A 24,536-nucleotide genomic window follows, 5' to 3' on the forward strand; every position below is an offset into this window, starting at 1 on the left:
ATGGGCATTCCGATTTACCCCCCGAAGATCGAAGACCCGCTGTTTCAGGGCTATTATGACGGGCTGGAAGCAGGCGAGCTGCGCATCACCGCCGACGCCGAGACGGGCGAATGGATATGGTATCCGCCCGAAGTCATCCCCGGAAAGCCCGACGCCGTGCTGGAATGGCGCCCGGTTTCGCCGGAGGGCAGCGCCTATAGCTTCACCACTGTCATCCGCAGCCTGCTGCCCGGCGATCACAAGGCGGAAGTGCCCTTCACCGTCGTCCTGTTCGAGCCGGATGATGCGCCCGGCGTGCGCGTGCCGGGCTTGCTGATTGATGCCGACGGGATCGAACCTCGCTGCGGGATGCGGCTGCGCTTCCGGGCTGTGCAGGCGGGGGATCATAAGATTGCGAGCTTCGCGCCCCTTGCTTGAGGAACGCCTTATGGAAGTCGGCCGCCGCGAACTCTTGTTGGGCGGGGCGGCCATGGCTCTTGCCGGTTGCGCGGGATCGGGAGGGATCGGCCAGCCCCACCCGCCAAAGCCGCTGGGCCTTGCCGACTTCACGCTGGTTCGGGGCAATCTGGAAAGCCCGGAAGGCATAGCGAGCAGTCCCGATGGCCGCCTGTTCATCTCCAATGGCGGCGGCGCCATCAGCGTGCTGGAGCCCGACGGAACACTGCGCCAGATCGGCAAGGCACTGGCGCCCAATGGCGTGGCGGTGGACCGCGACGGCCGCGTCATCGTCGCCAATATGGGCCTGCTCAAGCAAATGCCGGGACCGTTGCAGCGGATCGACGTCGCGACGGGCACGGTAGAAACGCTGGTGTCGGAACTGGAGGGACGGCAACTGGTCGCCTCCAACGGCCCGGCGACGGCGCGCAATGGCGACATCTATTGCACGCACAGCACTTGGGGACCGCTTGGCAATATCGGCACGACCACGCCTTCGGGTTTCATCTACAGGGTCGCGCCGGATGGCAAAGCCTCGATCGTCGCGCGCGATCTTCGTGGGGTGAACGGCCTCTGCCTCGACCGGGAGGAGCGCTTCGTTTATGCCTCGCTGACCGCCGAAGGGCGCATCAGGCGCTGGCGGCGGCAGGCCGATGGGTCGCTCACCGATCCGCAGGATTATGGCCCGCTCTTGGGAGTCGTGATCCCCAACCATCAGGCGAAGGATATTCGCGCCATGGCTGCTGCGGATCGTGCGACGCTGGGCTATTGCGACGGCATCGCTTTCGATCGGACGGGCAATCTCTGGGTGACGCTGCCCTTCGCCAACCGGATCGTCGCGATCACGCCCGACGGGCGGAAGGTCGACATCATCCACGATCCTGAAGGGAAGATGCTCTCCAGCCCTACCAATCTCTGCTGGAGCGGCGCGGGCCTGCGCGACCTCTATGTCGTGTCGCGGGCGAGCGGTATGGTGGTGAAAGCGCGCACAGATGTTGCGGGTTTGCCGTTGGCGAACTGGCCTCGGACCTAAAGCGACGTGTTCCTGCGAAGGCAGGAACCCAGTCCCGCCCTCTGAACTGGACTCCTGCCTTCGCAGGAGTACGTCATTCTAAGCCATCTCGATCACGACCTTGCCCAGCGCTTTGCGATCCATGATCCAGCGGATCGCCTCTGCGCCCTGCTCGAAGGCGAAATGGCGGCTGATCTCCGGCCGCAGGGCACCCGCTTCATACCATTGGTAGAGCTGCTCGATATTGGAGGCATTGGCCTCCCGGTCACGCGCAAGAAACGCGCCCCAGAACACGCCGACGATCGCAGCGCCCTTCACTAGCGGCAGATTGAGCGGAATGGCCGGAATATCCCCCGTCGCAAAGCCGATCACCAGATAGCGCCCGTCCCAGGCAATGGTGCGAAAAGCCGGGTCAGCCAGCGCTCCGCCGACCGGATCATAGATGACGTCCGCGCCCTTGCCACCGGTCAGTTCCTTGACCGCCGCCTTCAGATCGGCGGTTGCATAGTTGACCGTCTCGTCCGCCCCATGCGCCCGCGCCAGGGCCAGCTTTTCCTCGGAGGAAGCGGCGGCGATCACCCGCGCGCCCATCTGCTTGCCGATCTCCACTGCGGCAAGGCCAACGCCACCCGCTGCGCCCAGCACCAGCAATGTCTCGCCCGGCTGCAAGCGCCCCCGCTGTTTGAGCGCATGGAGTGACGTCCCGTAAACCATCGTAAAGCCCGAAGCGACATCGAACGGCATGGCATCGGGTATGGCGAAACAGCGTGCCGCCGGAACCACCACCTCCTCCGTAAAGGCGCCCCAGATCGTCATCGCCGCAACCCGATCACCCACGCGCAGGCTGGTCACGCTCTCGCCCACCGCATCCACTACGCCTGCCGCCTCGCTGCCGGGGCTGAAGGGCAAGGGCGGCTTGGTCTGGTAGAGATTCTGGATGATGAGGCCGTCAGGGAAGTTGACGCTCGCAGCCTTCACCCGCAGTCGCACCTCGCCCGGTCCCGGTTCGGGCGAGGGCATATCCCGGAACACCAGTTCCTCGGGCGGTCCATGATGCTCGCACATCAGCGCGCGCATGGATCAGCTCCCTCGGAATTGCTGGCGCATCTTGTAATAATCGTCGCTTGGATATTTCTCGCTATGCTGGCCGGCGGGCCATTGCGCATAGGTAGTTTCCGACAGGAAAGCCGGAGAGGTATAGTCGGAAAGCCCTCGGCGGCGAATGATCTTCCATTCGCCATTGCGTCGTTCGAGATCGTCAAGATAGCGCCCCTGAAAAAAGACATCTTCCTCCCCACTACCATCTTTCCGGTCGCGGCGATGCTGCGCGAAATAATAGCATTCGGAAAAGGCCTTATCGCCCTGCACCTCGACCGAGACGTTGGAGATATGATGGCACGCATATTTGAGGGCGGAGACGATCTTGAAGGCGAAACCGACGAAATCCGAAGATTTGCCCTCGAACTTCCCATGTTTGTGCGTCGATTCCGGCCAGAATAGCGAGCGCAGCAACGCTTCATCCGCCCGGTCATTGGCGCGGGCATAGGCATAGAGCAGTTCGGCGATCGCCTGCTTGGATTCGATCACGTCCAGACGATCGGCCATGCTCATCGGCTTGCCCTTCCCTTTCGCGGTCGCGGCTGAGGCCTGCCCCACGGCCGCCAAGCCAAAGGGCACGGCCAGCATCGTAGCCAGCGTTCCGCGACGATTTTGCTCTTCCATGCTCATTCTCCCGGCATTTCCAGTAGGCCCGGCTCAGCCTTGAGGCGTGGCAGGACTTCCTTTTCGAACAGGCGCAGGCTGCGCCAGGAGACTTCAGGATCAAGCCCGCCTAGCAGCGCGTGGAACGTGACCGCCGTGCCGCGCCCCAAACCCTTCAGATAAGCGAAACATTCGTCCGGCGTCAGCACCTTGATATTGGGCATGGCCTTGAGGCCTTCGATCGTCTCGGCGGGCTGATAGCGGGTCTGGCCGGTGCCCCGCTCCTTGGCCCATTCGGCATAGGCGTTGGTCGCATAAGCGACATGCGGCGCGACCAGCGGCCAGTCGCGGTCGGGGTCGTCCGAGACATAGAGGAAGCTCGCCGCAGGCTTGCGCAGTTCCTCCGGTGGCCCGAAACCGGCCTTTGCGCGCTCTTCCTTGTAGAGCGTGAACAGGTCGGGATGGCCGGGGAAATATTGATAGCCACCCTTGGCCGCGCGGATGGCGGATTTGTCGGTCGAGCCGCCCATGTAGATTTTCGGACCGCCCGGCGTCGCGGGCGCTGGCGTCACGCGGACGGTGCGGCCACGATATTCGAAAGGCTCGCCGGTCCATGCGTTTTTGAGCGTCGCCATCGCCTCGTTCATGATGGCGAGCCGCTTGGTGATGTCGCGGTCGAACATTTCGAACTCATGCGGGCGATAGCCCATGCCCGCCGTCAGCCAGATGCGGCCCGGCGCGATATTGTCGAGGACAGCCAGGTCTTCAGCCAGACGCAACGGATCGTGCATCGTCACCACCAGCGCCGACAGGTGCGCGACGATCCGGTCCGTCGCGCCCAGAATAGAGGCCGCCTGGATCATGGAGGACGGGCAATAGCCGCCTTCCGCACCATGATGTTCGGCCAGGAAAACCTGGGTGAAACCCAGTCTGTCAGCCCATTGCGCCTGCTCGATCGCGGTGCGGTACAGCACGGGATGCGGCGCACCGAAGTCAGGGCGGTTCATGTCATAGCGAAGGTTGAGTTGCACCTTTGCGTTCCTCTCTCTTGTCTTGTCAGGCGGCTGAGACGCGGGACTGGATACGGCCTGTGACGTCCGCCGCCTGCATCGCCTTGCGGCTTTCGATCAGCGCATCAATCTCGCTTTGGGAATAGCCGATCTCGCTCAATATCTGCCTTGTATGTTCACCCAGACGCGGCGCGGAACCCTTGGCGAAGCTGGGTGTGCGGCTGAAATGGATGAAGCTGCCGAACTGGCGGACATGGCCGTACATGGAGTCGAAATTCTCGATCACCCGGTTGCTTGTCGTCGCCCAATCCTGCCACAGCGCCTCGCGCACCCAGCTCGTTTCGCGAGCGATTTCACTGGGCGCTCCGGCGGCTTCGAGAAGCGCATGGGAATCTGCGCTGCTCTTGTCCGCGAACCAGGGCTTGAGCGCCTCCAGCAGCACCACGTCGTTGGCTGAACGGTCGCGCGCCGTAGCGAAGCGGGGATCGCTCAACCATTGCTCCTGCCCGACCGCCTTGGCGAGCGCTGCGAAACGCTCGTCCGACCGGCAGCTAATGCAGAGCCAGCCATCGCTGGTCCGGTAAATCCGGTCGAGCGCATTGAAGCCCGCCTGTTCCTTGTCCAGCCGGAAGCCGTAAACGACCTTTTTGTCGGCATCGAGGAAATGTTCGGAGGTCGTCCACAGGCTCGAATGAAGCTGCGGAATCTCCATATAGTCGCCCTTGCCGGTGACGGAGCGATGTTCCAGGCCCATCAATATGCCAACCGCGCCGAGGAAGCCGTTATTATAATCCTCATTGCCGAAGACCGCGCGGGTCGGCGGATTGCCTGCGCCGCCGCCTTCGTAGAGCAGGCCGGTCCAGCCCGACACCAAGGGCGCGAAGCTCTTGAGCAGCGACTTCGGTCCCTTGGAGCCATAGCCGGGCAGATAGACATAGATGAGCCGCGGATTGAGCTTCGACAGCGCCTCATAGCCGATGCCGAGCTTGTCAGCCTTGCCGGGGCGCAAGTTGTGCGTGACGACATCCGCCGTCGCCACCAGTTTCAGCGCCGCTTCCAGCGCTTCGGGGTCTTTAAGATTGAGGACGATATCGCGCTTGCCGCGCTGGGCCGCGTCGAAACAGTCGGGCAGCGGACGCATCTGGTCGCCGCCGGGGGTTTCCACCTTGATGACGTCGGCGCCAAGGTCGGACAGCAGACGACCGCCATAGCCCACGGCGAAGAAGGAGGAGAAATCCACCACCTTGATACCTTCGAGCGGCCGGTCGAGAGGCTTGCCATCCGCGGCAAGCGCTTCACGGCGGCGGGCGATCAGGTCGGCCAACGCGCCATTGTCAGCGCCCACCTCTGGGGCGGGGCGGGGCGCAGCGCAAGGAGCGTTGCTCATGCGGACTGCCGGCGCGGCCTGATAGATGGTGCCGAAATCCTTGTCCGGCATGGCGATGCGCTGACCGACAAACTCCACCTGATCGTCGAGCAGCACTTCCGCCGGTTCCAGCACCGGCAGCGCCGCCACATCCGCCGCCTGGAACAGCGAAATCCATTCGGCGCGCGGCTTGGTCTTGAAGGCGTCGAAAATCTCGACGCGGGCGATTTGATATTCATCGTCGGTAAGCGGCACCGACATTTCCGGCGCGGTTACGGTCTGGATGCGGTCGCCAAAGCCCAGCACATCCATCGCCGCCTTAAAGCCGCCCTGCCCGCCGGTGTGCATCTGAAGGAAAAGGCCATCGCCGCATTCGAACATGCCAGTGGCAAGACGGGTTTTCCCGAAGCGATCGACAGCGCCGGAATCGCCAGCCTTGATGTAGCTGATGCCCTCTTCCTGCCACCAATTGTTCATCGGGGATTGGGCGATCATCGCGTCCAGCAGCGATGCCTCGACCCGCTGCCCCTGGCCGATATGGCGGCGGGCACGCACGGCCGAAAGAGCACCAATCACGCCGAGGAACGCCTGCCCATAATGCAGCGCCGGATGGCCGAGATAGACCGGTCCGGGACGGAAGCTACTGGACCGATCGATCATCGTCCCCAGCAGCGCGGCGGCCAGCGATTCCCCATGCGGCCGACCGGCAAAAGGCGTGTCCGCGCCATAGGCAGTCAGCGCGCAGACGACCAGTTCGGGGAAATCCCGGGCAAGGCTCTTGCCATCCAGGCCAAGCGCTGCGGCGTCCTTTTCCTCAAGCGCGTGGATGAATATGTCTGCCCCTTCCAGCAGCCCGCGCAGCGATTGCAACCCCTCCGCATCCCGCACATCCAGTTCGACGCTACGCTTCGAGCGGTCCCAGCTCTTGCGACTGAGATCATGGGCGAAGAAGGCGCCGCCCTTCGGCTCTACCTTCAGCACGTCGGCGCCATGATCAGCCAGCAGCATGGCGGCAATGGCGACAGGCATTTGATCCGCCAGTTCAATGACGGTCAGATGATCCAGGGGACCGGGCATCTCATCACTCCTATGACGGGCGAGGCCCGCTTCCTTTTCGGGAATTATCGTTATGGCGCCGCTTCTTTCGGCGGGCCGAAAAATGCTCTTCGGTGTAAAGAACACCAGTTTGACCCCAAGTGCAAGTAATTTTGCACCATGGGTTCAAATTCATTCGGCCGCCTTATCCTTGCCCATCAGGCGCGAGGGATCGTAGCGGGGCCGCTCCATCTGGAAACTGTCGCTGTTGCGGACATACCAGCCGCTGCCGTGCGTGCGGCCGATCAGCTTCATGGCGGGCGTGTCGAAATAGACCCGTTCCCTATCGCTGATGAATTCGTCGCGGATATGGGCCATCAAAATTTCACCGATCACCACGGTCTGGAGCGCGCCGATGTCCATCGCGGCGACCTTCCGGCATTCGAAGCTGACCGGGCTGGAGGCGATGCGCGGCGGCGCGACCACCACCGAGGGCGCGGTTTCGACGCCCGCATAGTCTATCTCGCTGACATCGGCGGGCGCATCGACACTGCACAGGTTCATCTTTTCGGCATCCGCTTCGCAAACGAGGTTCACGACGAACTCGCCGGTCGCGATGATGTTGGAGGCGGTGTTCTTCAGGCCACGCGAGGCCGGTTCCTTGAGCAGGCCCAGCACCACCAGCGGCGGTTCCGTGCCCACGCAGTTGAAGAAGCTGTAGGGCGCGGCGTTGAGGATGCCGTCGGCTGACTGGCTGGTGATCCAGGCGATGGGGCGCGGCGTGATCGTCGAATTGACGATCTTGTAGCGCGTGACCATCGGAAGCTCGCGCATGTCGAACTGCATGGACGGACCTCCTCTTATTGCGCTGCCTTGGCGGCCGCTTTCGCAGCGGCGCGGGCCTTGAAGCGTTCGCGTGCGCGGGGCACTTCCTCGCCCGCCTGACAAGTGTGGCAATAGACCAGCTCCAGCGCATGGGTCGTCGCCAGATCGCCGCTTTCCGCTTGCTGGAGCAGGCGCTTCGTGAGTTCGACCGCGTGGCGATTGCCGTCACCGATCGCCTCTCCCAACGCCATGGCCTCATCCACCGCCGTGCCCGGCGTCACCACCCGGCTGACAAGGCCGAGCGACAGCGCCTCCGCGGCATCAAGCATCCGGCCAGAAAAAATGATTTCGGCTGCCCGCGCCCGGCCCAGTTGCTTCGTCAGGAACCAGGCCGCGCCGCCATCGGGCACCAGACCGAACTCCAGGAAAGGCGCCCCGAACCGCGCATTGTCCGCCGTGAAAATCATGTCGCACGCCATGGCGAGGCTCCACGACACGCCAAAGGCGCCCCCCTCCACTGCCGCAACCGTGGGAATCGGCAAGGCGCGAACCCGGCTGATGATCCGCTGCCCCATTTCGAGGCGCGCCGCCAGCGCGAGCGCCCCCTCACCCCTTGCAGGAGGCAGCTTCACATCGCCGCCATTGGAGAAATAGCCCTCCGCTCCGCTGATGATCAGCAACCGGGCAGGCGTCGCATTTTCCAACACATCGAGCGCGGCGGAAAATTGCTCCCACATCGCGAAGGACACGGTGTTCTTGGCGCGGGGCCGGTTGAGGATGATATGCGCGATCCCCCGGTCGTTCAGATCGAACAGCAATTCGGGGGCTTCGCTTACCGCGTTCATCTCTCTCGCTCTCCATTCCCGCACATTCTCTTCAAGTGCGGGAACTGAACTAGCCGACCGGGCGTCCCTCTTCAAGTAAATTTGCATCCATGTGCAAATTCATGCCTCGACTGCCTTGGGACGTTGGGTAGCGGGCAAGGCGTCCATGCCGCGTTCGGCAATGTCCTTGATCAGCCCCTCCACTTCCTTGCGCGCCGCGCCCTTCAACGCGCCGAGCAGGCTGGTCAGGTAGCTGCTCACCAGCCGCACGATGACTTCGTCGTCCGGAATGCGCCCCTGCGCCCAGTCGTTGATCGTCGCATATTCGAAGCGCACCAGATCCTCGACCAGCTTGTCGACCTCGACCCAGGGCTGGAGCTGCTTCTTGGCCACCAGCACCTCGATCCACTGGCGGTTATGGTGAACCGCAGGCGAGTGCATCGCTGCCCAGATGTCATGATCGACGTCGGAGCTGAAATAGAGCGCCATGATCGCCTTGATATAGTTGCGAATCTTGCGGTTGCGCTGCACGACGGAGATCATGCGCTCCAGATTATGCTGCATCGTGCCGGGCTCGCTGGAATAGGCGATGCGGCTGACATATTCGTCGAAATATTCCTGAATGGCAGAGGCAATCATCCGCTCCCGCGTCTGGAACGCATTATAGAGCGTGCGCTTGGCCACGCCTGCGCGCTGCCCGATCTCGTTCATGCTGAGCGCGGCGATACCCTGTTCAGCGATAACCTTGCGGGTTTCCTCCAATATTCGGCGGCGGCGCTCGATAATGGCCGGACTGGAATAAGTCTGGGGCCGCTCGCCGCTCTCCTTCAATTCTTCGTTCGCTTTACTCGCCAAAGTCAATCGCCTTCATTTCACTCTCATCCCATATGTCGGGATCATAGCGGGATTGCATGAACGTGCCAATTTATCCTTCCCTTGACGTAGAAAGCCCCGTTCCACCCGCCGGGAGGATAGCGGGCCGCGGATCTTCCATCACTTGCCCTTGGGCGCGGTTTCGCGCGCACGCTGGCGGATATAGTGACGCAGCCCTTCCAGCTCCCCGTCGGTCAACTGGCCGAAGGAACCCATGCCCCGCGCCATCAAGGCGCCGTCATGCACCACCGACTTGAAGGTTTCGGCGTCCAGCGGCACGCCCGATTTGCGCAGATCCGGTGCAGCGCCGCCCGCCATCATGCCCGAGCCATGGCAGATGACGCAGCTACTATTATAGATGCCCGCGCCGATCTTCGCCTTGTCGGCATCCACCACAAAGGCCGGATCATCCTGAATCGGTTCGTCCACCGAATCGACCTTCGGCAACTTCTTCACGCCGCCGATGGTGAAGGTCAGCAGCCGACGCTGCTGCTGGCGATAATCCCAGTTCGGCTTATTGGGGAAACTGCTGCGGAACCCGGTGATGACCGAAACATATTGCTTGCCGCCGACCGAATAGCTGATCGGCGCGGAAAGAATGCCGTTCTGCGCCGGATAGGACCAGAGCTTGCGCCCCGTCTTCGCGGAAAAGGCGTTGAACGTGCCGTCATTGGTGCCCTGGAACACCAGATTGCCCGCCGTCGCCAAAGTGCCGCCATTGAACACGCCGGGCTGGGGCACGGACCAGGCGATCTTGTTGTTGGCGACGTCGTAGGCGACGAGCTTGCTGGTCGCGACCGGGGGAACCATATTGGCCGGCGGCGCGCCCAGGCCCGTATTCACCATCATGCCGGGCTTATATTTCCAGTCCTTGATATTTGCCGGATCGACGAAGACGCGTCCTCCCTCCATCACCGGGATGTAGCTGTAGCCGGTCTTCGGGCTGAACGACATGGCCTGAATGCCGTGCGCACCATTGGGGAAGGGATACATCATGAACGGCTTGCCGTCGGGATATTGCGCGTCCGGATTGATGTCCGGCCGTCCCGTCACCGGATCGATCCGCTTCGCCCAATTCTGCTTGCCGAACTCGCCCGCCTGGATGAATTTGCCGGTCTCCCGGTCGATCGCGTAGAAAAAGCCGTTCTTCGGCGCATGCATCAGCACCGACCGCATCTTGCCGCCGATCATGATGTCGGCCAGCTCGATATCCATCGCATCGTTCCAGTCATGGCTGTTTTCAGGGTTCACCTGATAGTGCCAGACATATTCGCCGGTCTTCACGTCCAGCGCGACGATGGAGGAGAGATAGAGATTGTCGCCCCCGCCGGGGCTGCGGATCTTGATGTTCCACGGAAAGCCGTTGCCGGTGCCGATATAGATTCGGTCATATTTGGCGTCATAGGCCATGGCGTGCCATACCGATCCGCCGCCCCCCCATTTCCACCATTCGCCGTTCCAGGTCTTGGCGGCAGCCTCCATCGCCTTGTTCTCGAAGCCCTTGGCCGGATCGCCGGGCACGACATACCAGCGCCAGGCCTTCTTGCCCGTCTTGATGTCATAGGCGGTGACATAGCCGCGCACCGGGTTGTAGTCCGCACCGCCGAAGCCGATCACCACCTTGTCGCCCGCGACCCATGGCGGGCCGGTGATATAGGCGCCCTCGGCCTCATCGAGTGTCTTGACCGACCAGCGCGGCTTGCCGGTCTTGGCGTCGACGGCGATCAGACGGCCTTCACGCGTGGCGGTGAAGATGGTGCCATCCTTATAGGCGATGCCCCGCGTGCCCCAACCGGCGCGCATCCGCCATTTGGCTTCGGGCTGGCTCGCCACATCGGGATCATATTGCCAGAGCAGCTTGCCGGTGCGCGCATCGACCGCATGGACGACGCTCAGCCCCACAGCGAAATAAATGACGCCATTGACCGCCAATGGCTGAGTATAGCTGTCATAGCTATCGACATCATAGGACCAGGCAAGCCCGAGCTTTCCGACATTCGCTTCGGTGACTTGCGCGAGCGGGCTGTAATGCTGTTCCTTGTCGTCGCCGCCAAAGCTGGACCAGTTCGTCGCAGCCGGGCCCGCGCTTTCCGCCGAACGGGAGATGACGGCGGTGGAGAGCGCCAGAACCGCGGCCCCCGCCGCGAGCGCCGAAAATCTTGCCTTCATGGATCGCATCCTCTTTCTTCGGGGCGCGTCGCGACGCAGCCTTTTATTGCACCATCGTGCAATATTATGCACTTGTCAACGCGTCTCCTCAATTGACAGCGCAACGCTTTGCGGATTTAATATTGCACCGAAGATAAATTTTGGGAGCAGGGCCGTGAAGCGCAGGGCCACACAATGACCGTCCGGGTCGAAAGCCAGGGACGCGTCGGCATCGTCACGCTCGATCAGCCGGGGCGAGCCAATGCCTTCACCATGGCAATGCGCGAGGAAATCTGGCGCATTTTCGAAGAATTGGCGGAGGATGACGCGGTAGGCGCGGTCATTCTGACAGGTGCGAACGGGCAATTCTGCTCGGGCGCTGATACCGGCGACATGGGCCATCAGAACACGGCGGCATTCCTGCGCCGGATGCGCTGGCTGCACCGGATGGTGAAGGCGGTCGGCGGCATCCGCAAGCCCGTGATCGCGGCGATCGACGGCGCCTGCGTCGGCGCGGGCTGGAGCCTGGCACTGGCCTGCGACATCGCCATCGCCACGCCCCGAGCCCGCTTCTGCCAGAGCTTCGGGCGGATCGGCTACGTCCCCGATGCGGGGGCGGTGTGGCAGCTCAGCCGGCTGGTCGGGCCGATGCGGGCGAAGGAAATCGTCTATTCCGCCCGCATGATCGACGCGCAGGAAGCCTTGCGTCTGGGGCTGGTGCTGGAACTGGTCGAGAGTGACGCGCTGATGACACGGGCGCTGGAATTGGCGGGATCGCTGGCGCAGGGGCCGACATTGGCGATCGGCATGGCCAAACGGCAGTTCGAGGCCGCGCAGGCTCTTCCGCTGGACCAGTATCTGGAACTGGAATTCGCCATGCAGCCGCTGCTGGCCACGACCCAGGACCATCTGGAAGGCATATCCGCCGCGCGGGAAAAGCGCCCGCCCCATTTCCAGGGATTGTGAACTGCGATGCCGCAAACAACTTCCCCGCAACGGCCGTTGCCCCTGCCCGATCTGCTGTCGGAACCCTTTTGGGCGGCTGCGCGGCGCCATGAACTGCATATGCAGAGATGCGGCGCCTGCGGTCGGCTGGCCTATCCGCCCGAAATCGCCTGTCGGGCCTGTGGCGGGGGCGAGTTGCATTTCACGCCGGTTTCCGGGCACGCAACATTGCATAGCTGGACGGTGCTGCACGATCCGCCCTCTCCCGGTTTTCGCGACCGGCTGCCGGTGATCCTGGCGGTGGTGGAACTGGATGAGCAGGCGCGCCTGCTGATGAGCAGCAACCTCATCGGCGTCGCGCCCGACGATCTGCGCATCGGCCTGCCCCTTGAAGCGCGGTTCGAGGATGTGACGGACGACTGCACGCTGGTGCAGTTCGGCCTGGCTGAGCGCTGACCATGTGGGACTATCGGGACAAGGTGGCCGTCGCCGGGCTTGGCTACAGCACGCTGGAGCGGCGGTCGGACCGAACCCTGGCGGCGCTGACGCTGGAGGCCTGTGACGCAGCGCTGGCTGATGCCGGGCTGCAACGGAGCGATCTTGACGGCATCGCGACCTCACCCTCCATGCCGCGCTATGGCGGCAAGAAGGGCGTTGATGAAGGGATCGACGTGGTGACGCCCTGGTATCTGGCCGGGCTGCTCGGCGTGACTTCGGGCGTCCAGTGGATCGGCTCGACCAACGGCATGGTGACGCAGAGCCTGATCGATGGGGCGCTGGCGATCATCGGCGGACTTTGCGACCATGTGCTGGTCTATCGCGCGCTGCATGTACCCGATGGCCGCTACGTCAATTTCGAGCCAGTGCAGGCGGTGGGGAGCGACCAATATCTGGCGCCCTATGGATTCAGCATGCCACCCGCTTGGGCAGCGGTGGTGCTGCGCCGCTATTTCGAGCTTTATGGTTATAGCCGGGCGGATTTCGCCCATTATATCGCCAACAACCGCGCCAATGCGCAGCTTAACCCCCATGCCTATTGGCGGGGCAAGATCATCACGGCTGAGGATTATCTCGGCGCCCGGATGATTGCCGATCCCATGTCCATCCTCGATTGCGACATTCCCGTCGATGGTTGTTGCGCGCTGATCCTGACGTCTACGGAACGGGCGCGCCATCTGCGCCAGCCGCCTGCTTTGCTCACCGGCTTTGCGGCCTCCGCCCATCAGGGCGCAGGAGGCACGCCGATGAATCTTGAGGATATGCGGGACGGCGCGAAAGATGTTGCGCAACGGCTGTGGGACACAACCGGCCTGTCCCCGATGGATGTGGACAATGCGCAGCTATATGACGGCTTCAGCGTGCTCGTGCTGACCTGGCTAGAGGGCATGGGCTTTTGCCGGGACGGCGAGGGACTGGCATTCCTGCGCGAAGGCCATGGCGATCTGGGGGGCAGGCTGCCGATCAATACCGGCGGCGGAGCGCTGGGCGAAGGGCGGCTGCATGGCATGACGCAGCTTGCCGAAGCGGTGGCGCAAGTGACGGACCGTGCGGGCGAGCGGCGGGTGCCGGGCGCGGCGCGGTCATTGGCGACGATCTCCAACGGACTGGCGAAATCAACCGCCTTCCTGTTTAGCCGGGATGGGTAAGATCGTTCGGGCTGGAACCTGAACGGTGCCGAATTGATGGGCCTGATCGTCGCCGTTGATGAATATGGCGAACCCCGACCGCCGGAACCGCATCGCCAGGCAGCGCCGGTCGGGATCTTCCCATTGCGCGACGGTCAGGGGCTGGCCCTGCTCATCAAGCCACTCGACATCCGTTTCGGACAGCCAATTCGTGGCGTTGAAGTCCGGCTGTGATGATCGCAGTCTGGCAAGGGCAAAGGCATGCGCCTCGATCTCCCGATCACGCCCCGACCAGTCGACCCAGCCTGTCGCATTATCCTGCGCATAGGCATTGTTGTTGCCCTGCTGCGTACGCCCGAACTCATCGCCTGCCGTCAGCATGATCGTGCCGCGCGAGCAGAACAGCGTGCCGAGCAACGCCTTGATATCCCAGCGCCGCGCGGCCTGAACTGCCGTGTCGTCGCTCACCCCTTCGACGCCGTTGTTCCAACTGAAATTCTCGCCATGGCCGTCGCGATTCTGCTCGCCATTGGCTTCATTATGCCTGTGTTCATAGGCTGTGAGGTCCGCCAGGGTGAAGCCGTCATGGGCCGCCAGGAAATTGACGGTGCGCGTGGCTGGACCGCCACGGAAGATATCCGACGATCCGGAGAGCCGCGTCGCCAGAGCGCCAAGCGTGCCGCGATCCCCTCGCCAGAAGCGCCGTATATCGTCGCGGTAACGGTCATTCCATTCCAGCCAGCGTTCCCCGAAATGACCAAGCTGATAGCCGCCGGGACCGATGTCCCACGGCTCCGCGATCAGGATGCGATCGGCCAATAGCGGATCGACTCCTATCGCTGCTAGCAACGACGCCTTTGGATCGAAACCGGCCGGCAAACGTCCCAGCGCTGGCGCGAGATCGAAGCGAAAGCCGTCCACGCCCGCTGCACTGACGAAATGGCGCAACGAATCCAGGATGAGCCGTTGCGTGACGGGATGATTGCAGTCGATGCTGTTCCCCGTGCCGGTATCGTTGATCAGGCGACCATCGGGTTCATGCCGGAAATAGCTGCGAGCATCGAGGCCGCGCAGAGACAATGTCGGCCCCAGTGCATCGCTTTCCCCGTCATGATTATAGACCATGTCGAGGATCACCCCGATCCCCGCCGCGTGCAACGCCTCCACAGCGGCGCACAGTTCCGCCATGCCGCCGGGCGCCAGCCGGGGATCGAGCGCGAAATAGCTGACCGGATTATAGCCCCATGCGTTGTGCAGCCCAAGCGGCCCCAGATGCCGTTCATCGATCCAGGCGTTGATCGGCATCAGTTCGATCGCGGATACATGCAGGCGACGCAGATGATCGATCACGGCGGGATGACCGAGTGCGGCAATCGTCCCTCGCTGCTCTTGCGGAATGTCGGGGTGCAGCATGGTAAAGCCACGGACCTGAACTTCGTAGATCAGGCCGCCGCGACGAAATAAGGGCTGCGCAAGGGCGACCGGCGGAAGCGGCGTCCTCGCCACCCCCTTGGGCATGAGCGGCGCGGTATCGATGCAACTCCCCCGCTGCGCGGCGAGAACCGGATCGTAGACGAACGCCCGGTCGATTTCCGTTGCATAGGGATCAAGCAACAGCTTGTAGGGATCGAACCATAGTCCTGCGGCTGGATCATAAGTCCCGTCCGCTCGGAAGCCGTAGCGCGCGCCCTCACCCACGCCCGGCGCATCAATGGACCAGACGCCCTCCCCATCCCGTGCCATCGGCAGGCGCGTCTCGCGATCATCGGCATCGAACAGGCACAGCCGGAGCTGTTCGGCATTGGGCGAATGGACGCGAAAACGGGTTCCCAACCCATGAATGTCCGGGCCGAGCGCCCTTGGACTCATGGCGCGTTCCGGAGCAATGCGCGGAACAGCTCGGCATAGCGCGCCGCGCTGTGGGTCCAGGAAAAGTCGGCGCGCATCCCCGCACGCTGCATCGCCTGCCAGTCCGGCTTGTGCGCATGAAGCCGGATGGTCCGCGCAATCGCGCCGTGCAGCGCCAGCGGATCGGACGGCGGAAAGACGATGCCTGTCGCGACACCCGCGCTGACGGCGGCCTCATTGGCGTCGATCACCGTATCGGCCAGCCCGCCGACCCGCGCCACCACCGGCACGCAGCCATAACGCAGCCCGTAAAGCTGCGTCAGTCCGCAGGGTTCGAAGCGGGAGGGGATCAATATGGCGTCGGCGCCAGCCTGCATCAGATGGGACAGCGGCTCGTCATAGCCGATCTGCGCCCCCACCCGGCCGCGATGCCGGTCCGCGGCGGCCAGAAAAGCGCCCTCCAACGGATGATCGCCCGACCCCAGCACGGCCAGCTTGCCGCCCAGCTCCACAAGATGGTCGATCGCGCCCATCACCATGTCCATGCCCTTTTGCCAGGTGAGGCGGCTGACGATGATGAAGATCGGGGCATCGTCGCGGTCGAGGCCGAAGCCCGTTTCCAGCGCCCGGCGATTTGCGTTCCGCCCGCCCAGCGCCCGCGCGCTGAACGGCTTGGCGATAAGCGGATCGGCGGCGGGGTTCCAGATAGCGGTATCGACGCCGTTCAATATGCCGTGCAGCCGGTCCGCCCGCCCGTTGATCAGCCCATCCAGCCCCATGCCATGCACCGGCGAGCGGATTTCATCGGCATAGGTGGGGCTGACGGTGGTGATGGCGTCGGCGGAGACCAGACCCGCCTTCAAATAGCCCGTGCCGCCATAATATTCGACGCCGTCGACGCCCCAGGCTTCGGGCGGCAGGCCGAGCTGGGGGAAGATGTCCGCGCCGAAACGGCCCTGAAAGGCGAGGTTGTGGATGGTCACCACCTTGGGCACGGCATGGGCAGGCCCGAAGCGCATATAGGTGGCGGTCATCGCCGCCTGCCAGTCATGCGCATGGACCAGATCGGGCCGCCAGCCCTTCGCGCCTTCGGCCGCGATGTCCGCGCCTGCGCGGGACAGGGCGGCGAAGCGCTTCCAATTGTCGCTCCATTCGCCGCCGCCGGGATCGCCATAGGGACCGCCTTCCCGCGCAAAGAAATCCGGCGCGTCCAGCACCAGCAAATCAAGGTCGCCCACTCTGGCGGCTAGCACCGTGGCGGGCGCGCCGAACAGCGTTTCATAGCGCCGCAACGCCTTTGCCTTGCCCAGCCGCGAGAGGACGGAGGGATAGCCGGGCACCAGCGTCCGCACTGCAATGCCATGTCCGGCCAGCGCGCCGGGCAAGGCTCCCGCCACATCGGCCAGCCCCCCGGTCTTGATCAGCGGATAGATTTCGGACGCGACCGAAAGCACCTGCATCGAAGCCGTCTTGCCCAAGATCAGTCCACCAGCCGTTCGATCATATATTGGGTAATCAGCGTCACGCCGCTGTCGGTGCGGCGGAAACGCTGTGCGTCATGATCGGGATGCTCGCCCACGATCAGGCCAGGCGGGATGATGACACCCGAATCCAGCACGCATTTGTGCAACCGCGCCCCGCGCCCGATGACGCAATCGGGCATGACGACGCTTTCCGTGACGGACGAGAAGCTGTGCGTCCGAACGCCGGAAAAGAGCAGGCTGCGGTGGAGCGACGATCCCGACACGATGCACCCGCCCGCGACCAGCGAGGATGTCGCGGACCCGCGCCGTCCTTCCTCATTATGCACGAATTTGGCGGGCGGGGTGACTTCGGAATAGGTCCAGAGCGGCCAGCTCCGGTCGTACAGGTCGAGTGACGGCACCACATCGGTCAGATCGATATTGGCCTGCCAATAGGCGTCGATCGTGCCGACATCGCGCCAATAGGGCACCGGCTCGCTTTCGGCGCGCACGCAACTGTTGGAAAAGCGGTGGGCGACGGCTTTGCCATGGCTGACGATATGGGGGATGATGTCGCCGCCGAAATCGCGCTTGCTGGCGGGATCCCCCGCATCCCGGCGCAATTCTTCGATCAGGAAAGCGGTGCGGAAGACATAGATGCCCATGGACGCCAGCGCCACGCCGGGATTGCCGGGGATATGCGGCGGCTTCTTCGGCTTTTCGACGAAGGCGGTGATGACGTCCTGCTCATCCACATGCATGACGCCGAAACCGCTGGCTTCCTTCACCGGCACTTCCATGCAGCCTACGGTGACGTCAGCGCCGCTGTCGACATGCTGCTGGAGCATCAGCTCATAGTCCATCTTGTAGACATGGTCGCCCGCCAGGATGACCATATATTCGGGCGCATAATCCTCGATGATGTCGATATTCTGGAAGACGGCGTCGGCCGTGCCCTCATACCATTGGCTTTCCGACACGCGCTGGCTGGCGGGCAGGATATCGAAGCTTTCGTTGCGCTCCGGCCGCAGGAAGTTCCAGCCGCGCTGGAGGTGGCGGATCAGCGAATGCGCCTTGTACTGCGTCGCGACGCCGATGCGGCGGACGCCGCTGTTGAGCGCGTTGGAGAGGGCGAAATCGATGATCCGCGCCTTTCCGCCGAAATGAACTGCCGGCTTGGCGCGGCGGTCGGTGAGTTCGGCCAGACGACTGCCGCGCCCCCCGGCCAGCACATAGGCCATGGCGTCACGGGCGATCGGCTGGTGTCTTGGCTGCATCGGCCTCTTCTCCATCATGCCCGCGAGCGTTTGGCTTCCACCCGTCGGTCTCAATAGTCCAGTTCCAGCATCAACGTGCCAAAGGGCGGGATGGTGACATTGCCCCATCCTTCCTCATCAGCGGTGACGATCCCCATATTCCCAACACCGCTGCCGCCATATTCCGCCGCGTCGCTGTTCATGATCTCCCGCCAGCGTCCCCCCGAAGGCAGGCGCATCCGGTAGCCATGGCGCAATTGCGGGGTGAAATGGCTGATGACGACGATCGGCGCGGCGCCCGGCGCGCGCCGGACCCAGGCAAAGACCGAGTCCGCCGCCGCGTCGACCAGCACCCATTCGAACCCCTCCGCCTCGCAATCGCGGGCATGGAGGGCTGGGCGGGAACGATAGAGGCGGTTGAGGTCGCTCACCAGCAACTGCACGCCCCGATGCGGCGCATGGTCCAGCAAATGCCAGTCGAGCGCCCGATCCTCGCTCCATTCGTCGCGCTGGGCGAATTCCTGGCCCATGAACAACAGCTTCTTGCCGGGATAGCCCCACATCATCGCGTAATAAGCGCGCAGGGTCGCGAATTTCTGCCAATCATCCCCGGCCATCTTGTGGAGCAGGGATGATTTGCCGTGCACCACCTCGTCATGGCTCAGCGCCAGCACGAAATTCTCGGTAAAGGCGTAGAGCAGGCCGAAGGTAATATCGTCATGATGATGGGCGCGATGCACCGGATCACGCGCCAGATAGCGCAGCGTGTCGTGCATGAAGCCCATATTCCATTTGAAGCCGAAGCCCAGCCCTCCTTCATGGACGGGGTGGGACACTTTTGGCCAGCTCGTCGATTCCTCGGCTATGGTCATGATGCCGCCATGAGCGCCGTAGAGCGCCGTGTTCATCTGCTGGAGGAATTCAACCGCCTCCACATTCTCCCGCCCGCCATGCTTGTTGGGAATCCATTCCCCTTCCTTGCGGCTATAGTCGAGGTAGAGCATTGAGGCGACGGCATCGACCCGCAACCCGTCGACATGATAGCGCTCCGCCCAGAACAACGCATTGTTGACCAGGAACTGCGCCACTTCGCGCCGCCCGAAATTGTAGATGGCAGTGTTCCAGTCCGGATGGAAACCCTTGCGCGGGTCTTCATGCTCGTAAAGCGCCGTGCCATCAAAGCGTGAGAGGCCATGGGCATCGGTCGGAAAATGCGCTGGCACCCAGTCGAGGATCACCCCGACACCCGCCCGATGCGCGCCGTCGACGAAGCGCGCAAATCCCTCCGGATCACCGAAACGCGCTGTCGGCGCATAAAGGCCGGTGGTCTGATAGCCCCAGCTTGGATCATAGGGAAATTCGCTGATCGGCAGGAACTCGATATGGGTAAAACCCATGCCGACCACATAAGGGATCAGCCGGTTGGCCAGCGCATCCCAACTCAGGAAATCGTCATGCTCGTCGCGTTGCCATGATCCGGCGTGGACTTCATAGATGGAAACGGGTTCGCGGCGCGGATCGGCCTTCTCCCAATGGGCGCGATGGCGCTCATCGCCCCAGACATGATCCGGCGCGCCCGCGACGATGGAAGCGGTCGAGGGCCGCAATTCCGACTGGAAGGCGAAGGGATCGGCCTTCAATGGCAGCATCTCGCCATCCGGCCCGATAATCTCGAACTTATAGGGGCTGCCCTGCACCACTTCCGGCAGGAAGATTTCCCAGACCCCCGCATCCTGCCGCCGCCGCATCAGCCCCCGGCGGCCGTCCCAGCGGTTGAAGTCGCCCACCACCGCAACCCGTTGCGCATTGGGCGCCCAGACCGCGAAATGCGTGCCCTCCACCCCTTCATGGGCGATCAGATGCGCGCCCATCTTGTCGAATAGCCGCGCGTGAGACCCTTGGGCAAAAAAATAGTCGTCCATCGGCCCCAGCACCGGGCCAAAGCTGTAGGGATCGATCAGCCGATATTCGCCGCCATCCGCATAAGTGGCGCAATAGCGCAGCGGCTGGCGCTTGCGGATCGACACCTTGCCGAAGAACAACCCGCCCACCCCGAGCGGGGTCAGGGTTCCGATAGCCTTGCCGTCCAGCCTGTGCGCCGTGACACTGACCGCTTCGGGCAACAGGACGCAGGCGGTGAAGCCCCCTTTTCCCTCAGAAGCACCCGCCGGATGGACGCCAAGCGTCGCAAATGGATCGTCCTCGCGCCCCTCCAGCAGCCGGGCGATCTGTTCCGGCGTCAATCCCACCCTGTTAACGGCCTCCCCTCAAACCGGCACTTTCCAGATGTCGGTCGCATATTCTCTTATCGTGCGATCGGATGAAAACCATCCCATCCGCGCAACATTGTGGATCGCCTTTTTCGCCCAGAGCGCCTGATCCTGCCACATCGCATCCACGCGCCGCTGGGCGGAGGAATAGCTGTCGAAATCGGCCGCCACCATGAACCAGTCATGATCGTAAATGCCCTGCACCAGATCCTTGTAGCGATCCGGATCGTCCGGCGAAAAGACGCCGCCCGCAATCGCGTCCAGCGCCTGCCCGAGTTCCCGGCTCTGGCCGATGACGTCGCGGGGATGATAGCCCTGGGCGCGCCGCTCGTTCACCTGAGCGGCGGTCAGGCCGAAGATCACGATATTCTCGTCACCCACATGATCGCGCATCTCGACATTGGCGCCGTCCAGCGTGCCGATGGTAAGCGCGCCATTGACCGCGAACTTCATATTGCCGGTGCCCGACGCCTCCATGCCCGCCGTCGAAATCTGCTCCGACAGGTCCGCCGCCGGGATCATCACTTCGGCAAGACTGACATTGTAATTGGGCACGAACTGTAGCTTCAGCAGCCCCTGCACGGCGGGATCGTGATTGACCGCCCGCGCCACGTCGCCCGCCAGCTTTATGATCAGCTTGGCATTATGATAGCTGGGTGCCGCCTTGCCGCCGAACAGCTTGACCCTGGGCACCCAGTTCTTTTCCGGATGCGACCGGATCTGGTCGTAGAGCGAAACCGCCTCGATGATATTGAGCAACTGCCGCTTATATTCATGGATGCGCTTGATCTGGATGTCGAACAAAGCCGCCGGATCGATCCGGGCATTCACCCGCTGCCGCAGCAGATCGGACAGCGCCACCTTGTTGGCGCGCTTCACGGCCAGGAATTTCTCCTGGAAACCACTGTCTTCCGCGAACGGATCGAGGTCGCGCAGCGCTTCAGGATCATCCATGAAGCGGTCGCCTATCGCCTCGCGGATCAACTCGAACAGGCCATGATTGCACTGCATCAGCCAGCGGCGGAACGTCACGCCATTGGTCTTGTTGTTGATCCGCGTCGGATAGAGTTGATGGAAGTCGGCAAAGACCGTCTCCTTCATCAACTCTGTATGCAGTGCCGACACGCCGTTGACGCTGTGCGATCCGGCAAAGGCCAGATTGCCCATGCGCACCCGACGCTCGCCGCCTTCATCGATGAGGGAAATGGCACCGATCGACCGATCGTCGAACTTGCCGGACCGCCGCGCCTCACCCAGCAGACGGCTGTTCACCGCATAGATGATCTGCATGTGCCGGGGCAGAAGCCGCTCGAACAGCGGCACCGGCCAGCTTTCCAGCGCCTCCGGCAGCAGCGTGTGATTGGTGTAGCTGAACGTCTGGCGCGTGATGTCCCACGCCTCGTCGAAATCGAGGCCGTGATTGTCGAGTAGCAGCCGCATCAGCTCCGCCACGGCGACCGCCGGATGCGTGTCGTTAAGCTGGATCGCTGCCTTGTCCGACAGGGTCCGTACGTCACCGAAATATTGGATATGCCGCCGTATGATGTCCTGCAAGGAGGCGGAGGAGAAGAAATATTCCTGCCGCAGCCGCAATTCCTGCCCTGCCGGCGAACTGTCGGCCGGATACAGCACCCGCGTCAGCGACTCTGCCCGGTTGCTTTCCGTCAGCGCGCCCAGATGGTCGCCCGCGTTGAAACGGTCGAGCAGGATCGGGTCGATCGGCTGCGCTTCCCAGAGGCGCAACGTGTTGACGCGCTTGCCCCGCCAACCCGCGATCGGCGTGTCATAGGGCGTCGCGATCACCCGTTCGGCGGGCCGCCAGCGCATCTGGTGCGGGCTGGCATCCTCATTTTCCGATGGATCGACCCGGCCGCCAAAGCCGATTTCGTAACTCGCCTCGCGCCGTTCGAACTCCCAGGGATTGCCGTGGGTCAGCCAGGTTTCGGGCAGTTCCACCTGCCAGCCGTCGGAAATCTCCTGCCGGAACATGCCGTTCACATAACGGATGCCATAGCCATAGGCGGGCACGTCGACCGTCGCCATGCTTTCCATGAAACAGGCCGCCAGCCGCCCCAGGCCGCCATTGCCCAGCGCTGCGTCCGGCTCCAGCGCGGCGATGATGTCGATGTCGACGCCCAGCGAACTCAGCGCCACCTGCATGTCGTCCAGCATTTCCATGTTGGACGCGGCATCGCGCATCAGGCGGCCGATCAGGAACTCCAGGCTCAGATAATAGACCCGCCGCCCCTGCGCCTCATAGGTTTTTTCGGTGGAGTCGATCCACGCATCGATCACCCGGTCGCGAATGGCCAGAATGACGGCATGCAGCCAGTCATGCGGCTTCGCCGCCGTTGCATTCTTGCCGATGCGATAGGTCAGCCGCTCAACGATCTCATGGGCAAGAACCTCCGGATCGACCTGCCGGGGAGCGGGCTTGGGAAGGGTCGGTTGGCCTTTGAGGTTCATGGCGTGTGCCCCTTTTGCCGTGAGTCCGGGCGGATGATTGCACGGCCCCTGTCCCTCGCCAACAGCAAATTTTGCAGCGCAGCAATCTTAGGGATGATTTCAACGATGATCGATGATCGCGTCGCGAATGCCGCGCCGCAATTCGGCCCGCACCGGATAGGAGCTGGAAGGGAAATGCTGGGTCATGAAGATGCCGATCAGCCGTTCCACCGGATCGATGAAGAAGAAGGTCGAAAACACCCCGCCCCAATAATATTCCTGCGTCCCAAGGTCGATCGCGAAACCCAGCCCGAAACCAACCCCCGCATAGTCCGCTTCACTGAACATGGAGGAGGACAGACTGGCCAAATCCTTGCCCCCCGGCAGATGATTGGCGTGCATCGCCGCCACCGTCTCGGGCTTGAGCAGGCGTACCCCATCCAATTCCCCGCCCCGCAGCAGCATTCGGGCAAAGCGGTGATAATCCGTCGTGCAGGACAGCAGCCCTCCGCCGCCGGAACGCAGCTTCAGTGGCCTGCGCCAGCCGCTGCGCGAACCCCGATCATAGAGCGACAGCGTGCGATCCGTCCCCAATTGCCAGGCATCGGTCATCCGCTCGACGCGATCCTCCGGCAACTCGAAGAAAGTGTCGGCCATGCCCAGCGGATCGAAGATGCGCTCGCGGAAATAGCGCTCCAGATCGAGGCCGCTCAAACGCTCCACAACCACGCCCAGCACATCGGTCGACACCGAATAGTTCCACCGCTCACCCGGCGAAAATTCCAGCGGCAGCGAGGCGAGCGCGGCGATGAACTCATCCGAACTGCGCCTCTGCTGAAATTCGTCGAGGCCAAGGTCGCGGTAACGCGCATCGATCGCCGTCTGCCGCTGCAAGCCATAGGTGAGGCCGGAGCTGTGCCGCAGCAAGTCGACCATCAGCATCGGCCGCTTCATCCGACCCTTGCCGTCGGCGCCAACAGGCAGACCGGCAAATTCAGGCAAGACCTTCGCCACCGGATCATCCAGCGCTACCGCTCCCTGCTCGACCAGCATCATGAACGCCACCGAGGTCACGGGCTTGGTCATGGAAGCGATGCGATACAATGCATCCTCCCGCAAAGGCTCGCCCGTCGCCCGCGCCATGCCGCTGCGGACCGAGACGATCGGCTGATCGTCACGCGATACCAGCAATTGCATATGGGGCAGCTTGCCCGGCGCGACATAGGTTTCATGAACGAAGTCGGCCAGCGCCTGCAATTTCCCGGCATCCATGCCTGCGGTCCGCGCTGCCGCTACGTCCACCTGTCCGCTCACCTGCCCTGGTGCCTGCATCATCCCTCCTGCCGGTCTACCCATCGGCCCTAGAACAGGCGCAGGCGCAGGTAAATGCCAAGCGCCCTCCGCTGCTTGCCCGTTGCAACGCCCCCATCGGCCCTTTATGGCAACCGCCTGATC

At 63.1% G+C, this 24,536-nt stretch carries 19 protein-coding genes; 5 read left to right on the forward strand and 14 right to left on the reverse strand.

Annotation, left to right across the window (positions count from 1 at the left end; all coding sequences use genetic code 11):
- Both HHL26_RS07445 and HHL26_RS07450 read left to right on the forward strand, forming a co-directional pair.
- Positions 1-417 (forward strand): OB-fold domain-containing protein, encoded by a 417-nt coding sequence (locus tag HHL26_RS07445; protein WP_066557395.1) that lies wholly within the window; start codon positions 1-3, stop codon positions 415-417.
- A 10-nt stretch (positions 418-427) separates the two neighbouring features.
- A complete protein-coding gene (locus HHL26_RS07450; protein ID WP_066557393.1) occupies positions 428-1,468 on the forward strand; it encodes an SMP-30/gluconolactonase/LRE family protein in 1,041 nt (346 codons plus the stop codon).
- Positions 1,469-1,546: 78 nt separating this feature from the next.
- Here the strand turns inward: HHL26_RS07450 and HHL26_RS07455 are convergent, their stop codons facing one another.
- The 8 genes from HHL26_RS07455 to HHL26_RS07490 all read right to left on the reverse strand — a co-directional run bounded on the left by HHL26_RS07455 (position 1,547) and on the right by HHL26_RS07490 (position 11,250).
- On the reverse strand, positions 1,547-2,524 hold the full coding sequence (locus HHL26_RS07455; RefSeq protein ID WP_066557386.1) for an NADPH:quinone oxidoreductase family protein: 978 nt from the start codon (positions 2,522-2,524) through the stop codon (positions 1,547-1,549).
- Between the two features lie 3 nt (positions 2,525-2,527).
- The gene (locus HHL26_RS07460; RefSeq protein ID WP_066557378.1) at positions 2,528-3,169 is read right to left on the reverse strand and encodes a nuclear transport factor 2 family protein; all 642 of its coding nucleotides are present in this window, start codon (positions 3,167-3,169) and stop codon (positions 2,528-2,530) included.
- A gap of 2 nt (positions 3,170-3,171) precedes the next feature.
- On the reverse strand, positions 3,172-4,179 hold the full coding sequence (locus HHL26_RS07465; RefSeq protein WP_066557376.1) for an LLM class flavin-dependent oxidoreductase: 1,008 nt from the start codon (positions 4,177-4,179) through the stop codon (positions 3,172-3,174).
- Between the two features lie 25 nt (positions 4,180-4,204).
- The gene (locus tag HHL26_RS07470) at positions 4,205-6,601 is read right to left on the reverse strand and encodes a CoA transferase (protein ID WP_066557374.1); all 2,397 of its coding nucleotides are present in this window, start codon (positions 6,599-6,601) and stop codon (positions 4,205-4,207) included.
- 150 nt (positions 6,602-6,751) lie between these two features.
- Positions 6,752-7,405, reverse strand: a complete 654-nt coding sequence (locus HHL26_RS07475) for a flavin reductase family protein (RefSeq protein ID WP_066557372.1) — start codon at positions 7,403-7,405, stop codon at positions 6,752-6,754.
- A 14-nt stretch (positions 7,406-7,419) separates the two neighbouring features.
- The gene (locus HHL26_RS07480; protein ID WP_066557370.1) at positions 7,420-8,229 is read right to left on the reverse strand and encodes an enoyl-CoA hydratase/isomerase family protein; all 810 of its coding nucleotides are present in this window, start codon (positions 8,227-8,229) and stop codon (positions 7,420-7,422) included.
- Between the two features lie 99 nt (positions 8,230-8,328).
- Positions 8,329-9,063, reverse strand: coding sequence for a TetR/AcrR family transcriptional regulator (locus HHL26_RS07485; protein ID WP_066561717.1), 735 nt, complete (start codon positions 9,061-9,063; stop codon positions 8,329-8,331).
- A 138-nt stretch (positions 9,064-9,201) separates the two neighbouring features.
- Positions 9,202-11,250, reverse strand: a complete 2,049-nt coding sequence (locus tag HHL26_RS07490; RefSeq protein WP_066557367.1) for a PQQ-dependent dehydrogenase, methanol/ethanol family — start codon at positions 11,248-11,250, stop codon at positions 9,202-9,204.
- Between the two features lie 174 nt (positions 11,251-11,424).
- Between HHL26_RS07490 and HHL26_RS07495 the strand changes: the two genes are divergently transcribed.
- Genes HHL26_RS07495 through HHL26_RS07505 form a run of 3 tightly spaced genes read left to right on the forward strand, consistent with a single transcriptional unit; the run spans position 11,425 to position 13,820 of the window.
- Positions 11,425-12,195, forward strand: a complete 771-nt coding sequence (locus HHL26_RS07495; protein ID WP_066557363.1) for an enoyl-CoA hydratase/isomerase family protein — start codon at positions 11,425-11,427, stop codon at positions 12,193-12,195.
- A gap of 6 nt (positions 12,196-12,201) precedes the next feature.
- The gene (locus tag HHL26_RS07500; protein ID WP_066557361.1) at positions 12,202-12,630 is read left to right on the forward strand and encodes a Zn-ribbon domain-containing OB-fold protein; all 429 of its coding nucleotides are present in this window, start codon (positions 12,202-12,204) and stop codon (positions 12,628-12,630) included.
- 2 nt (positions 12,631-12,632) lie between these two features.
- Positions 12,633-13,820, forward strand: a complete 1,188-nt coding sequence (locus HHL26_RS07505) for a hypothetical protein (protein ID WP_066557359.1) — start codon at positions 12,633-12,635, stop codon at positions 13,818-13,820.
- On the opposite strand, the gene glgX is transcribed toward HHL26_RS07505, so the two are convergent.
- The 6 genes from glgX to HHL26_RS07535 all read right to left on the reverse strand — a co-directional run bounded on the left by glgX (position 13,788) and on the right by HHL26_RS07535 (position 24,416).
- A complete protein-coding gene (gene glgX, locus HHL26_RS07510) occupies positions 13,788-15,668 on the reverse strand; it encodes a glycogen debranching protein GlgX (protein WP_066557356.1) in 1,881 nt (626 codons plus the stop codon). The two genes, HHL26_RS07505 and glgX, sit on opposite strands and share 33 nt — an antisense overlap.
- Complete coding sequence (gene glgA, locus HHL26_RS07515; RefSeq protein ID WP_066561716.1) at positions 15,665-17,107, reverse strand: glycogen synthase GlgA; 1,443 nt, start codon at positions 17,105-17,107, stop codon at positions 15,665-15,667. The genes glgX and glgA overlap by 4 nt, the downstream gene beginning before the upstream one ends.
- A 20-nt stretch (positions 17,108-17,127) precedes the next feature.
- Positions 17,128-18,387, reverse strand: coding sequence for a glucose-1-phosphate adenylyltransferase (gene glgC, locus HHL26_RS07520; protein ID WP_066561715.1), 1,260 nt, complete (start codon positions 18,385-18,387; stop codon positions 17,128-17,130).
- 50 nt (positions 18,388-18,437) lie between these two features.
- The gene (gene glgB / locus HHL26_RS07525) at positions 18,438-20,615 is read right to left on the reverse strand and encodes a 1,4-alpha-glucan branching protein GlgB (protein WP_066557354.1); all 2,178 of its coding nucleotides are present in this window, start codon (positions 20,613-20,615) and stop codon (positions 18,438-18,440) included.
- Positions 20,616-20,633: 18 nt separating this feature from the next.
- Complete coding sequence (locus HHL26_RS07530) at positions 20,634-23,102, reverse strand: glycogen/starch/alpha-glucan phosphorylase (protein WP_066557352.1); 2,469 nt, start codon at positions 23,100-23,102, stop codon at positions 20,634-20,636.
- Positions 23,103-23,201: 99 nt separating this feature from the next.
- On the reverse strand, positions 23,202-24,416 hold the full coding sequence (locus tag HHL26_RS07535) for a beta-lactamase family protein (RefSeq protein WP_237229780.1): 1,215 nt from the start codon (positions 24,414-24,416) through the stop codon (positions 23,202-23,204).
- Between the last annotated feature and the right edge of the window lie 120 nt (positions 24,417-24,536).

Origin of the sequence: Sphingobium sp. TB-6 (genome assembly GCF_012927365.1) — a bacterium.
Lineage (GTDB): Bacteria > Pseudomonadota > Alphaproteobacteria > Sphingomonadales > Sphingomonadaceae > Sphingobium.